The 14,201-nt window shown below is 55.9% G+C and carries 12 protein-coding genes; 3 read left to right on the top strand and 9 right to left on the bottom strand.

Translation table 11 applies throughout. From position 1 onward, the window contains the following. Positions 1-5: 5 nt before the first annotated feature. Positions 6-1,379 carry a sigma-54 dependent transcriptional regulator gene (locus CPH65_RS06605; protein ID WP_096172747.1) on the top strand — a complete coding sequence of 458 codons (1,374 nt, stop codon included), beginning with the start codon at positions 6-8 and terminating at the stop codon, positions 1,377-1,379. Positions 1,380-1,448: 69 nt separating this feature from the next. Then, positions 1,449-3,617, top strand: a complete 2,169-nt coding sequence (gene flhA, locus CPH65_RS06600; RefSeq protein WP_096172746.1) for a flagellar biosynthesis protein FlhA — start codon at positions 1,449-1,451, stop codon at positions 3,615-3,617. A 228-nt stretch (positions 3,618-3,845) separates the two neighbouring features. On the opposite strand, the gene CPH65_RS06595 is transcribed toward flhA, so the two are convergent. The 4 genes from CPH65_RS06595 to fliI all read right to left on the bottom strand — a co-directional run bounded on the left by CPH65_RS06595 (position 3,846) and on the right by fliI (position 6,853). Continuing rightward, positions 3,846-4,277 carry a paraquat-inducible protein A gene (locus CPH65_RS06595; RefSeq protein ID WP_244574552.1) on the bottom strand — a complete coding sequence of 144 codons (432 nt, stop codon included), beginning with the start codon at positions 4,275-4,277 and terminating at the stop codon, positions 3,846-3,848. A gap of 64 nt (positions 4,278-4,341) precedes the next feature. Further along, positions 4,342-4,878: a menaquinone-dependent protoporphyrinogen IX dehydrogenase gene (gene hemG / locus CPH65_RS06590; protein ID WP_096172745.1), complete on the bottom strand. Its 537-nt coding sequence runs from the start codon at positions 4,876-4,878 to the stop codon at positions 4,342-4,344. A 207-nt stretch (positions 4,879-5,085) separates the two neighbouring features. Beyond that, on the bottom strand, positions 5,086-5,499 hold the full coding sequence (gene fliJ, locus CPH65_RS06585; protein ID WP_096172743.1) for a flagellar export protein FliJ: 414 nt from the start codon (positions 5,497-5,499) through the stop codon (positions 5,086-5,088). Between the two features lie 13 nt (positions 5,500-5,512). After that, a complete protein-coding gene (gene fliI / locus CPH65_RS06580) occupies positions 5,513-6,853 on the bottom strand; it encodes a flagellar protein export ATPase FliI (RefSeq protein ID WP_096172742.1) in 1,341 nt (446 codons plus the stop codon). Between the two features lie 366 nt (positions 6,854-7,219). Between fliI and ctrA the strand changes: the two genes are divergently transcribed. Further along, positions 7,220-7,921, top strand: coding sequence for a response regulator transcription factor CtrA (gene ctrA / locus CPH65_RS06575; RefSeq protein ID WP_096172741.1), 702 nt, complete (start codon positions 7,220-7,222; stop codon positions 7,919-7,921). 228 nt (positions 7,922-8,149) lie between these two features. Here ctrA and CPH65_RS06570 read toward each other — a convergent pair whose 3' ends face one another. Genes CPH65_RS06570 through CPH65_RS06550 form a run of 5 tightly spaced genes read right to left on the bottom strand, consistent with a single transcriptional unit; the run spans position 8,150 to position 14,100 of the window. Continuing rightward, a complete protein-coding gene (locus tag CPH65_RS06570; RefSeq protein ID WP_096172739.1) occupies positions 8,150-9,112 on the bottom strand; it encodes a protein-glutamate O-methyltransferase CheR in 963 nt (320 codons plus the stop codon). Further along, positions 9,109-10,338, bottom strand: a complete 1,230-nt coding sequence (locus CPH65_RS06565) for a chemotaxis response regulator protein-glutamate methylesterase (RefSeq protein ID WP_096172738.1) — start codon at positions 10,336-10,338, stop codon at positions 9,109-9,111. Before CPH65_RS06565 ends, CPH65_RS06570 begins: the two co-directional genes overlap by 4 nt. A 48-nt stretch (positions 10,339-10,386) precedes the next feature. Further along, positions 10,387-10,752, bottom strand: coding sequence for a PleD family two-component system response regulator (locus CPH65_RS06560; RefSeq protein WP_096172737.1), 366 nt, complete (start codon positions 10,750-10,752; stop codon positions 10,387-10,389). Between the two features lie 34 nt (positions 10,753-10,786). Beyond that, positions 10,787-11,278, bottom strand: coding sequence for a chemotaxis protein CheW (locus CPH65_RS06555; protein ID WP_096172735.1), 492 nt, complete (start codon positions 11,276-11,278; stop codon positions 10,787-10,789). After that, positions 11,275-14,100, bottom strand: a complete 2,826-nt coding sequence (locus CPH65_RS06550) for a chemotaxis protein CheW (protein ID WP_096172734.1) — start codon at positions 14,098-14,100, stop codon at positions 11,275-11,277. Before CPH65_RS06550 ends, CPH65_RS06555 begins: the two co-directional genes overlap by 4 nt. Between the last annotated feature and the right edge of the window lie 101 nt (positions 14,101-14,201).

Here is a 14,201-nt window from a genome sequence, read left to right as displayed (position 1 = left end):
GTAGAATGCGCCTTTTGATCACCGGAACCCTGAACGGCCAGCTTTCCCAGGCAACCAAAATCGCCCTGGACCGCGGTGCGCAGGTATCCCACGCGGAAACCATCGACATGGCCCTCACCCATTTGCGGGCGGGCCGTGGCGCCGATCTGATGATGGTCGACGTCAAGCTGGACATCGCAAAACTCATCAATGCCCTTGAAACAGAGCATATCACCTTGCCGGTGATCGCCTGCGGCGTTGAAAACGATGCCCGCGCAGCCGTCAACGCCATTCGGGCTGGTGCCAAGGAATATATTCCGCTGCCGCCAGACCCCGAAATCATCGCCGCAGTACTGGAAGCGGTCGTGCGTGATCAGGGCACTCTGATCCACCGCGATCCGGCCATGTCCAACGTGGTTCAGCTTGCCAATCAGATCGCGCCAAGCGATGCATCGGTCCTGATCACAGGCGAGAGCGGCACCGGCAAGGAAGTCCTTGCCCGCCATGTGCATGCCAAATCCCGCCGCACATCTCACCCCTTCGTTTCGGTTAACTGCGCCGCTATTCCCGACAACCTACTTGAATCCGAACTGTTCGGTCATGAAAAGGGTGCCTTTACCGGTGCTGTCGCCCGCCGCATCGGCAAATTCGAGGAAGCCAACGGCGGCACGCTTCTGCTCGACGAGATTTCGGAAATGGACATCCGCTTGCAGGCCAAACTGTTGCGCGCCATTCAGGAACGGGTCATCGACCGGGTTGGCGGTGCCAAGCCCGTGCCCATCGACATCCGCATCATTGCGACATCCAACCGCAATCTGGCCGATGAAGTGCGCGCCGGCACCTTCCGCGAGGATCTGCTGTACCGTCTCAACGTGATCAACCTGCAAATCCCGCCCTTGCGCGAACGCCCGCAGGACATCGATCTGCTGGCGGCTCATTTTGCCGACAAATATGCACAGGCCAACGGCCTGCCGCAGCGCAAGCTGAGCACATCCTGCTCGCGTCACCTTCATGCCAACAATTGGGACGGCAACGTGCGCGAGCTGGAAAACACCATTCATCGCGCCGTGCTGCTGGCCACCGGCGTCGAAATCGGGGCAGAGGCGTTGCGCCTGCCCGATGGCAGCCGAATGGATCAGACCATTATCGGCATGGCCTCCGGCCCTGCTGCACAGGCAGTGATGGCCGCAGAAGGCGTGACGCGCACATTGGTGGGCCGCACGGTATCTGACGTGGAACAGGAACTGATTCTCGAAACCCTCGACCATTGTCTGGGCAACCGGACCCATGCCGCCAACATTCTGGGCATCTCGATCCGGACCCTGCGCAACAAGCTCAAGCAATATTCCGAAGACGGGGTTGAGATCCCACTGCCCGGGGATAGTCGGATCGCCAGTTGATCCGCTGTCCCCCAATCCAACGATGAACACGCCAAACCCCAAGCCAACGTGCGATAACAGGAAACCGGCATGAGTGACGCAGACGCAGCAGTGACAGCAGATGCAGCTGATGTAGCCCCCACAGGCACCCCTCCGGCCGGAGCTGGCGGACCGTCTCCCCTTGCGCGGATCGGTGAATTTGTCACTTTTCTCAGAAATGGTGACCTTGGCCTTGCTTTTGGCGTCATGACCATTCTGGTGGTCATGATCCTGCCGTTGCCGTCCGCGTTCATGGATCTGTTTCTGGCGGTGTCGATCATCTTCTCGATTCTCATCCTGATGACCGCCCTGTTCATCAAGGCACCACTGGAATTCTCATCCTTTCCGACCGTGCTTCTGGTCTCGACCATGTTGCGGCTGGCGCTCAACCTTGCCTCCACGCGCCTCATTCTGGGCTATGGTCACGAGGGCACAGGCGCTGCGGGCAATGTCATTGAAGCCTTTGGCAATTTCGTCACGCGCGGTAATTTCGTCATCGGTGTGATCGTCTTCGCCATTCTGGTTACCGTCAACTTCGTCGTTATCACCAAGGGTTCTGGCCGTATCGCAGAGGTCGCTGCCCGCTTCACCCTTGACGCCATGCCCGGCAAGCAGATGGCCATCGACGCCGACCTGTCCGCAGGCCTGATCAACGAACAGGACGCCAAGCACCGCCGCAAGGAATTGTCGGATGAAAGCACCTTCTTCGGGGCCATGGACGGTGCCTCGAAATTCGTTCGCGGCGATGCCATCGCTGGCCTGATCATCACCTTCATCAACGTCATCGGCGGCATCGTCATCGGGGTCGTGCAAAAGGAAATGGCCTTTGGCGACGCAGCACAGTCTTACACTCTGCTAACGATCGGTGATGGCCTTGTCTCCCAGATCCCTGCCCTCATTGTCTCCACGGCAGCGGGTATCCTCGTCTCCAAGGCAGGCGTATCCGGCTCAGCAGACCGTGCGCTCGTGAGACAGCTTTCTGGCTACCCGAAAGCGCTTGGCATGTCCGCGGCCGTCATGGTGGTCATGGCCTTCCTGCCCGGCATGCCCTTCATTCCCTTCATGGCTCTTGGTGGTGCGGCAGGCTACTTCGCCTATCGATCATCTCAAACGCACAAGCGGGAAGCGCTTGCAAAGGTCATTGAGGAAAAGCAGGTAGAACTCGCCAAGGCAGAGCCACCCGCAGAAGAGCCCATCAGTCAGGTTCTCAAGATGGACGAGCTTCGCCTGGAGCTGGGCTACGGCCTCATCAGCATGGCCAATGGCGCGGATTCGCAGGCCCTTACGGATCAGATCAAGGCCCTGCGCCGCCAGCTCGCCGCCGAAATGGGCTTCGTCATGCCAGCCGTGCGCATCATGGACAATGTCCAGCTGCAATCCAACGACTATGTCCTGAAGGTCAAGGAAGTCGAGGTGGGGCGTGGTGTGGTCTATCCCAAACAGTTCATGACCATGGACCCGACCGGCGCCCCAATCTCCCTGCCCGGTATCGAGACCACCGAGCCGACCTTTGGTCTGCCCGCCACATGGATCGACGGCTCCCTGCGCGAGGAAGCCAGTATTCTCGGCCTTACCGTTGTCGACCCGGCAACTGTGATCTCTACCCACCTGACCGAGATCATCAAGGCCAACATGGACGAGCTGCTCTCCTACGCGGTAGTGCAGGGATTGCTCGACGAACTGCCGTCGGATCAGAAAAAGCTGGTCGACGATATCGTCCCGAGCCAGATCACGGTTTCGGGCATCCAGCGTGTCCTGCAGTCGCTGCTCTCCGAGCGTATCTCGATCCGCGATCTTTCGGCCATTCTCGAAGGCATCGCCGATGCTTCGGGCTTCACCCGCTCTGTGCAGTCCATGACCGAACACGTCCGCTCGCGCCTTGCGCTGCAGATCTGCGCCAGCCACCTTGCCCCGGGCGGCTATCTGCCCATCCTATCCCTGTCGCCGGCCTGGGAAAACGAGTTCACCCAGGCCCTGATAGGCGACGGCGAAGACAAGCAGTTGGCCATGGCACCAAGCAAGCTGCAGGAATTTGTCGGACGGGTGCGCGACGGCTACGAGGATGCAGCTCAGGTTGGCGAAATCCCGGTTCTGCTCACCTCGCCGGGCAACCGCCCCTATGTGCGCTCCATCGTCGAACGCTTCCGGGCTCACACCACTGTCCTCAGCCAGAGCGAAATCCACACACGGATCCGTCTGAAAACCGTCGGGAGCATCTAGCGCCTGTCTCCATCCGGCAAAGAATGAGACAAGCCAATTCAATGGGGAACCAAACGCATTCCAAATCGTTTAATGAAACAAAGGATGAGGACAGCGACCAAAAGCTTCACGAAAGTCGGCCTCCCGTGAAAGTGGCCTTTCGGGACCGACAGCTTGCGAACACATGAGAGAGGCCAATAAACCTTCGGGGCAGCTGATCATCCGATCACTGCCCCGTTTTTTTATCGTCTATTTCCGGATCATCGCAGACGCCAGCACCGAACAGAGCGTCGCGGCCCCATAGAACCAGATCCCCGGTTGCGCTGTCGCCTCGGCAAGCCCACTGGTCTTGGCGGAAAAGATGACCAACGCCACGAGCAACACATCCATCATAGACCATTTGCTCGCCAGACTGAGCAGAACCACCGAACGCGATTTGCGTCCCCGGTAGGCAGCGACATGCAACAGAAGGATCTTCAGCGCTGGCAGAATGATGGAAAAGAGCGCCACGATGATCGCCAGCAGCCTTTCCTCAAGCCACAAGCCTTCTATGATGCTGACGAGCGACGGCGTCTCGGTGAAAAACAGCAGCCGGTCGAGCGAAACCAACGGCAGGGTCAGACCCAATCCGAATGAAAAGGCGGAGATGGCGACAAGGATCGGCAACAGAATGGACGTCACGACAGGCTCCCCCGACTGAATCAGCGGCTGGTATGAATCGGCGAGCCTGACGCTACAGACATTATCAGATTGCTGCAATCTCGCTGGCCAGCTCACCAACCTCGTCCCAATCGGTGAATTCGATCGTGGAGGTGGGATCAGTCGGCCCTTTGGTGATCGACATGATCAGTCTGATCATAAATCGGTCAAACCGTGAATAGCGGGGATAATCGAGCCGACCGGCCACAGCGCGCACGAGCACAGGCGACAGGGTCGGATAGCGTGCCACCCACTTCTGCAAATAGATGCTGCGCTCGATACTGCGCTTTTCAGGCTTTCGCGCGGTCAGATTGACGGAAATGAGCACCAGCTTCTTTTGGCTCAAAGCGGCTTCATGGTAGGAGAGGAATCGCTCTGCGGGTTTGAGATGCCGCCCATAGCGAATGGCCGCAACGACCACCACCACATCTGCACGATCAAGTGTTATATCTGAGGGAGTACCTGCGTTTAGGTCAGAAACCGTGACGCACGGCCCGGTTTGTTCGATCTGCTCGCCTATAAAGGCGGCAACCTTGGCTGCCTGACCATCCTGGCTGGCGAAATATATGGCAATCAGCGACATGTCGAACCAAAGCTTACGGTTTCATGATTGCCCTTTGCTTAGCCGATCATAGGGTGTGGAACCACCCCAGATGACAAATAAACCGCCCACTGGCAAAAGCACAGTCGGCACGGCGCATTCCCGCCGGTGAAGTAAGAAAGCCACAACCTAGCTCTCACGACCGACACTGGTGTCGGCCGACAGGGGAATGTTTGACTTGAATGGCGTCTAACGAGTTCGATGGCGACCAATCATGGTAAAATCGTCAAGTTCGTCCTGCTCGGCCTGCTCGATGGCAGCCTGCTCACGCTGATGATCCCGCTCTTCGAGCTTTTCAACCTTTTTCATCTCGCCAATCGCTTCACGCAATTGATCCTGCGCACGGTCGAGCTGTTCGTTCAGATCAGAAATCGAAACGAGCAGATTCTCCTTACGCTGATGCGCAGCCTTCGCGAAGGTCGGATAGGCAAAATGCCCGACATCGTTGATGCCGGCTTTTTCCTCTTCGACAGCAATCTGGGTATCGAGATCCCGGATCATGCCTTCGAATTCTGTGATCATCAATTCAATCTGTCCAACCTGACGGCGCTTTTCATCAACCTGAAAGCGCTTAAGGCGGAGGAGACTATCACGCGACTTCATTACTCAATACTCCTTAAAGCCCCGAATTGCCCTGTTCTGACTGCATTCCAAGGATGGATGCCAGCAACTGATACCCTTCAGTCAAACCGGTTGCCTCTTCCTTTCGTTGAGAAAGGAAGGCTTCCAGCGGTTCATGAAGAGCGATTGCCAAATCCACATTTGGGTCGCTTCCCTGTTTATAAGCGCCCAGTCGGATCAACTCTTCCATATCCGAATAGGTCGCCATATGTTGCCGAGCCTGCAAAACTGCTGGCCAGTAGGCCGGATCGGCAGCTTTGGGAAGTGTACGCGAAACAGATTTCAAAATGTTTATCGCGGGATACCTCCCCCTCTCGGCAATGGCCCTTTCCATAACGATGTGACCGTCCAATATACCCCGGACGGCATCCGCTACAGGCTCATTGTGATTATCACCTTCCACTAAAACAGTAAAAAGTCCCGTAACAGCACCCTCATTTTTTTCACCAGGCCCCGCTCTTTCGAGAAGTTTCGGCAATTCTGCGAAAACGGTTGGCGTATATCCCTTAGAAGTGGGGGGTTCTCCGGCCGCGAGACCGATTTCCCGCTGCGCCTGCGCAAAGCGTGTCACCGAGTCCATCATGCACAGGACCTGCTTGCCGTCCTCCCTGAAATATTCTGCCAGCGCCATTGTCAGATAGGCTGCCTGTCGCCGCATAAGGGCCATTTCGTCGGAGGTGGCCACGACAACGACAGAGCGCCTGAGGCCTTCCTCGCCCAGATCATCCTGCACGAACTCCTGGACCTCGCGTCCCCGCTCTCCGATCAGGCCGATCACGTTCACCTCTGAACTGGCGTTGCGGGCCAGCATCGACATCAAAACCGACTTGCCGACACCAGAGCCTGCGAAGATGCCCATTCTCTGGCCCTCACAAAGTGTTGCAAAGGCATTCAGCGAGCGGACCCCCAAATCCATCGGCCCGCCCACGCGCATGCGCATATGCGCCTGAGGCGGCTTTCGCTTGAGCGGAACGGACCGATAGCCCCGCGGCAAGGGGCCCTTGCCGTCGATTGGCTCGCCAAAGGCATTGACCATGCGCCCCAGCCAACCGCGCGTGGGCCGGATCACCGCCGGGCCATGCAGCACGGCTCTACACCCAAGTCTGATGCCGTCGAGCTCGGAAAAGGGCAGGCACAAGGCGCGATCATCAGAAAACCCGACCACCTCGCATTGGGCCGGTTCGCGTCCCTGAGCATGAATGGACAGCATCGATCCAACGCTCATTTCGAACAGCGGGCCCGTGACCTCAACTAGGTGGCCTTGAATCGACGTAACGCGGCCATAGGCATGGCGCGCGGTGACATCTTCGACTTTTCCGATGAGGTTCTGGACCATTGCCGAGCCTTTAATGATTCTTTTCCATGGTAATGATTCGTTTACCTGATTGGTTAATTATTATCACGAGGCATTTAGAGAGGTAATTATTTCCCAGTTGGAACTTCCGCGACGTTGTGGAGTCTCGAGAATCGCTTACATAAGTTTCTTAAAGTGAAACTTTAACTAGGACACTAGGAAAATTTTTCCTAGGATTCAATGAGATAACACTTTTTCCTGTGAAGTAGCAATGTGAGGCTTGGCAGCGGAATCAGTTTTTGTTAACCATTATGTCATAGCCTTATTAACTGGGATTAATTTGGTCCTAAGCAACCGTCAGAACGGCGGGTTGCTTCGTGCCCAGAAAGGCAAACCAAGGGGATTGGCATGCGCGTTTTGCTAATTGAAGACGACGGCGCCACAGCACAGAGCATCGAGTTGATGCTGAAGTCTGAAAGCTTCAACGTCTACACGACTGATCTTGGCGAAGAAGGCGTCGATCTCGGCAAGTTGTACGATTATGACATCATACTTCTGGATTTGAACCTTCCGGACATGAGCGGCTACGAAGTGCTTCGTACCCTGCGCGTGTCAAAGGTGAAAACTCCGATTCTTATTCTGTCCGGCCTTGCTGGCATCGAAGACAAGGTTCGGGGCTTGGGCTTCGGCGCAGACGATTATATGACCAAACCGTTCCACAAGGACGAACTGGTCGCACGCATTCATGCGATCGTCCGCCGCTCGAAAGGTCATGCCCAGTCGGTCATCACGACTGGCGAGCTGACAGTCAATCTGGACACCAAAACTGTTGAGGTTCAGGGCCAGCGCGTCCACCTGACAGGCAAGGAATACCAGATGCTCGAACTGTTGAGTTTGCGCAAGGGCACCACGCTCACCAAGGAAATGTTCCTCAATCACCTGTATGGTGGCATGGATGAGCCAGAGCTGAAGATCATCGACGTCTTCATCTGCAAGCTGCGCAAGAAACTGGCGACAGCAACCGGTGGCCGCAACTATATCGAAACCGTTTGGGGCCGCGGCTATGTGCTGCGCGAGCCGGACGAAGAAAGTTTGCGGGAAAGCGCCTGATATCAATGCCCTGACAGTGGCTCGCATCGACCATTTGCGAGCGCTGCAGGCCTGTGCCTACCCGTACCAATACCCTTTCATTTTTGATTTGCCGCCCTCAATCCGGGCGGCTTTTCTTATTTCAGCTTCATTGGGAATCCGGCCGTTTCGCACCGTGTCTGGTTAGCGCCCAACGAAAAACCGCCCGGCTATTGCCGGACGGTTTTACTTGTTCATCGATTGATGAATTTAGCGGCGCCCACCGGGGATGGACGAAAACCGGGAATGACCAAGCGGCTTGACGCTGCTGGACCCGACGCCCGTATCAAGAGAACTGCGCGTCGGTGACGCTCCCCCTACGACAGCCCGAGGCGTCTGTGGAGCACTGGCAGTTTGGGTCGCGCCACGCGCATTGACATAGAGGCCGCGCTTTCCTTGCACATTCTGGAACGAAGTTGTCAGCCCGACAACGGTTTCGGCAGCACCCAACAGCAGATAACCATCGCCCGCCAACTGCTTGGACAAGCGGTTCATGATGTCCGATTTGGTCGCCTGATCAAAATAGATCAACACGTTGCGACAGAAGATGACATCGAACTGCCCCATGGATGCGAAGCTCTCGAGCAGGTTGAACGGACGGTAGGTGACCATCGACCGGATCTCCGGCGCAATCTGCCACATTTCCCCAACCTGCTTGAAGTATTTGATGAGCATCTGAACAGGCAGGCCGCGCTGGACTTCAAACTGGCTATAGAAGCCAGACCGGGCTTTCTCGAGCACTTCTTGCGAAATGTCGGTACCGATAATTTCGAAGGACAAACCACGGAGCTTGCTGGCGTTCTCCTTGAGGCTCATGGCCAGCGAATAAGGCTCCTGCCCGGTGGAAGCCGCCGCGCACCAGATCCGAACGCGACCGGTTTTACGTGTTGCAACAAGGTGGGGCAGGATGGTGTCGGCAAAATGCTCGAACGGCGTCTTGTCGCGAAAGAAGAACGACTCGTTGGTGGTCATCGCTTCCACGACAGCCGTCTGCAAGGTGCGGTCACCAAGGCCACGCAACTTGCCGATCAAATCGGCAATGCTCGAAAGGTTCGCCTTGCGAGCGATCGGCATGAGCCTGCTTTCGACCAGATATTGCTTGTCATTGGAGAGAACCAAGCCGGATTTTTCCTTAAGAAAGCCCTGCAGGAAAGCGTAGTCTTGTGGCGTCATGATCGCTCACCCCTAAATACTCTCAAAACTTTGGAACCGATCTGGTTCAGCGGAAGAACTGCAGCACAAACCCCAGCTTGAGCGGCAGCGCCCGGCATACCCCAAACGACACTGGTTGCTTCATCCTGAGCGATGACACTGCCACCAGCATCGACAATGAACTTAGCACCGGCAGCCCCATCGTGGCCCATCCCGGTCAGTACGACAGCCAGAATGGCTGAGCCATAGACCTCGGAAGCCGTCTCGAACAACGGATCCACGGCAGGCTTACAGAAATTGACTGGCGGCGTATCTGTCAGCTTGATGAACGTCTGCCCCGCCTTTTTGGTCAGCAACATATGCTTGCCCCCTGGCGCGACATAGATGTGACCATTTTGCACGGCCTCACCGTCCTGCGCTTCTGCGGCTGGCATCCCCGAGGAACGGGCCAAATGCTCCGCCAGAATGGCAGTGAAGGTTGCCGGCATATGCTGAGTGATCAGAATGGGAGCCGAACGCATCTGCGGGCCGATCTCGTGCAGCAGTTTCTCAAGGGCCTGCGGCCCTCCCGTCGAACTGCCAATCAGAAGGGCTCTGGGCCGTGCAGACCCTAATTTGCGCAGCTGAATGCCTGATGCGGTTGCGCTTGCAGCCTTCTCAGGAGTGGCCTGCACGACCTTGGTGCCACTCTTAGCAAGACTTTGGCGGCTGTGTTGCGTGCGTGCGGTTGGCTGTGCAGCGCCGCGAGCATTAAGTGGTCCAGCTCTGGAGGCACGGAAGCCCGAAGCCCCGCCATCCGGCACACCGCCGATCGCCTTGATTTTTTCGAGGAGCTCGACGCGGAACTCCTTGGACGTCGTGATCTGGCTGTTGGATTCGGGCTTGGGAACATAGTCCGTCGCACCAAGGGACATCGCACGCAAGCTGATCTCCGCATTGCGGCGCGTCAGTGTCGACGCCATGATGATCTTGCTGGTGGGATTGTTCCTAAGCAGCTGCGGCAATGCCGTCAGGCCGTCCATGTCCGGCATTTCAATATCAAGAACAACGATATCTGGCTTCGATTTCGCAACGTCCTCGACGGCCAGACGTCCATTCCTGTGCGAGCCTACCAGAGTAAGGTCTGGATCATCATTGACCCATCTGCCAATCAGACCGCGGATCACGACGGAATCGTCGACCACCATGACCTTGATCTGGCGAGATGTGGCACTAGATGCCGGAGCATTGGCAGTCATCAGACCCATAGTTCCAACTCGCTGTTAGATTGATATTATTGTTGCATTGACCAGAGATTAGATCAGGCCGACTTCCTGCAGCTTGGCCTCTACGATCTCGCGATCGAACGGTTTCATGATGTATTCATTCGCACCGGCACGAATGGCCTTGGCGATATGAGAAACATCGTTTTCCGTCGTGCAGAAAATCACCTTCGGATCAGCGCCGCCATCGAGTTTGCGAAGCTCCACCAAAAAGTCCAGGCCATCCATTACTGGCATGTTCCAATCGAGCAGGACAGCATCGGGCATATTGTCCGCACAGCTCTCCAAGGCTTCCTTGCCATCTTCGGCTTCAGCTATTTCGAAGTCGAGATCCTCAAGGATTCGGCGGGCGACCTTGCGAATAACGCTGGAATCGTCAACAACCAAACAAGTCTTCATTTTTCTACTCCAAAGGCACCGTCAATTCGGATGATCAGGCAGCAACACCAGTTGTCACCATATCACCCAGAACCCGGTCCACATCGAGAATGACCATCAGGTCGTTCTTGAGACGATGAACACCGGCCGCTACATCTGCCCAGCGCGGATCAAGGTTGCTTGGCACTGCTTCACGGCTCGTCTCAGTCAGGTCCAGAACCTCACCAACACTGTCGATAATCAGGCCATAGGATTCTTCACGGAATTCTATTCCGATTGCCATCAGGCTGTTCGCATTTTCCAGCGGCTTGATGCCAAGGCGTTTGCGCATGTCAATCGCGGTGACGATGCGACCACGAAGGTTCAACACACCGGCAATTTCTGACTGGGACAAAGGCACCTGCGTGACGGACTCGGGGACAAAGACATCATGAACCCGGTTGATCGGAAGCCCAAACAACTGCTCGGAAATATAGATGGTCACATACTGGATGGTTTCACTTGCGTTGTCGTCTTCCAGTTCGTCTGTGAATTTGTGCTCACTCATGCGGCAACTCCCACTTCAATGTGCTGCTCTTTCAGGGATGCGATCAGTCCCGGACGGTCGAATTTGGCAACATAGTCGTTGAAACCGGCCTTGCGTCCGCGTTCAATGGCTGCCGGCGTGCAGAGCGACGACAGTGCGATGATCGGAATATCGCGTGTTGCCGGAGCCCGGCGGACGGCCTCACAAAGCTCGAAACCGTTCATTTCCGGCATCTCGATATCGGAGACGACGATTTCATAGCTCGGATCACGTTCCAGCGCGGCAAGAGCCTCGGCACCACTTGAGCAGACGGTCACTTCATACCCGGCAGCCTTGAGAACCGGTCCAAGCATGTTGCGGAAGAAGCTGGAGTCATCAACAAACAGCAGTTTCTTGACCAGCGGCTCGTCGATTGACATTTCTTTGCGATGGAACCAGTCCTCGAATGCCTGCGGCAAGAAGTGCCCCACATCAATGATCTCGGTTGCCTTGCCTTTGATCACAGCCGTGCCCAGAACGCCCGGAACTTCGGAAGAGACCTCGATGTTGAGTTGTTCGTCGACGATATCGACGATTTCATCAACAACCAGCCCCATGGAGCGGCCTGAGTCGGAGAAGACGAGCATCGGCTGCGACCCTTCGGTGCGGCGCTGGACGAAGTCATTGACCTGTACCAGCGGCATCAGGCTGCCGCGATATTGAACCATGTCGCGTCCGTTGGAGAATTCGATCTTGCTGATTTCGAACTCTTCGAGACGGGTAACGAGCGATAGCGGAACCGCTTTCGGCTCGGAAGAACCGGCGCGGAAGATAAGAAGAGAAACCGTATTCTGTTCTTCTGGCAGAGCTTCCTTCTCGGCAGCCTCTTTATCAGCATCCACATCGGTACCGACATGGCTACCAAAGGCCTGTGCGACGCCATTGGGATCAAGGATCATGATCACCGAACCGTCACCAAGAATGGTATTGCCAGAGAACAGGGTCAGGTGCCGCAGCATGGATGCCATCGGTTTGACCACGATTTCTTCTGTATGGAAGACAGCATCGACCACAACGCCGAAGGTCTGCGGGCCGACTTGCATGACCACGATGAAGCCATTGTCGTCCAGTTCCATCTCTTCGTCTGTTTTCTCTTCAATCCCGAGCAGGTTGCTCAGGTGAATGAGCGGTAGCAGCTTGTTGCGCAAGCGCAGAACCGGCGTATCCTTGATCCGTTCGATCTTGTGCTCGGAATTGTTCTGAACGCGCACCAGCTCGACAACAGAAAGCTGCGGGATCGCAAAGCGGTCGCCGGAAGCTTCCACCAGCAAGGTCGAAACAATCGCAAGGGTCAGCGGGATCTTGATCGAGAAAGTCGAGCCTTTGCCCTGAATGGATTTCAGGTCGACCGAACCACCGATCACTTCAATATTGTTGCGAACCACGTCCATGCCGACACCACGGCCCGACACGTTGGTCACTTTCTCAGCAGTCGAGAAGCCAGCAGCAAAGATATATTTGTTGATCTGCTGCTCTGTCATCTTGTCGAGCTCGGCTTCGGTAGCAAGCTCGCTCTTGAGAATTTTTTCCTTCACCTTCTCGGTGTTGATGCCGCGTCCATCATCAGCGATATCGATGATGATATGGCCACCCTCATGATAGGCAGAAAGGGTAATGGTGCCTTTGGCTGGCTTCCCCATTGCCACACGTTCGTCTGGCATTTCCAGGCCATGGTCGGCAGAGTTGCGAACCATGTGAGTGAGCGGATCTTTGATCAGCTCCAGAACCTGACGGTCAAGCTCTGTATCCTGACCGATCATCACCAGATCGATGGTTTTTTCGAGATCATTAGCGAGATCGCGAACGACACGAGGCAGCTTCTGCCAAGCGTTGCCGATCGGCTGCATGCGGGTCTTCATGACCCCTTCCTGCAGTTCAACGGTTACGTTGGACAGGCGTTGCAGCGGAACCTTGAATTCGGAATCTTCATGGCGGCGCACGATTTCGAGCAACTGGTTACGGGTCAGCACCAGTTCCGAAACCATGGTCATCAGATGCTCAAGGGTCTCGACATTGACGCGGATTGACGCGCCATGCGAACCACCAGACTTGGTTTCCTTCTCAGCCTTTTCATCCTTTTCAGGAGCTTTGCGGCGCGCTGCCTTGGCAGCAGCCGCATCATCTTTAGGCTTAGCAGGCACGATACCGGCGCGCTTCTTGGCAGCGGCATCAGCAACAGCAGCCTCGGCAGCTTCCTTGGCAGCCTCGGATACATCAAAATCATCAGGGCCGTCTGTTTCGCGGAAAGCGCGCTCCAGATCATCCAGCGAAACTTCGCCTTCCTTCAGCTCGCGCTCAAGGACCTGATAGACTTCGTGAGAAGCTTCTTCCGATTTGGGCTCTTTTGCCGGCTCATCTACCGCGACAGGCTCTTTCGCCGGAGCAGCTTTTGCATCGACGGCGTCCACCCCACCCATATTGGCATATTTACCTATGCCAGAGAGACGATCCAGCTGATCAATCAGATCATCGTCCGAACCTTCCGGCTCGGCCTGATTTTCTGCAAGTTCAGAGACAATCTCTTTAATGCGGTCCAGAGAGAGCAAAATGACAGAAACGGACTCGCCGGTTACGGCGGCCCCATCCCTGAATTTACCCATCAGGGTCTCAGCGGCATGGGCCAGACTTTCAAGTCTTGGCAAGCCCAAAAAGCCACAGGTCCCTTTAATCGTATGTACTAGCCGGAAAATATTATCGAGAATTTGAGCATTATTTGGCTCTTGCTCAAATTTCACAAGCTCGACGTCAACAACGTCCAGGCTCTCGTTGGTTTCCTCGATAAATTCGCGTAGCAGATCATCCATGGCTTAAAACCCTGATTCGTGGCGGAATCCTGTCTTCATCAGACATCTATTCCGCCCCAGTCTCGGGCCAAACCGTTAAATAATGCTGAAGCGATTTTATA

The organism is Cohaesibacter sp. ES.047 (assembly GCF_900215505.1).
Lineage (GTDB): Bacteria > Pseudomonadota > Alphaproteobacteria > Rhizobiales > Cohaesibacteraceae > Cohaesibacter.
Note: the sequence above shows the minus strand (reverse complement) of the source record. Positions and strands in the feature narration are given on the sequence as shown.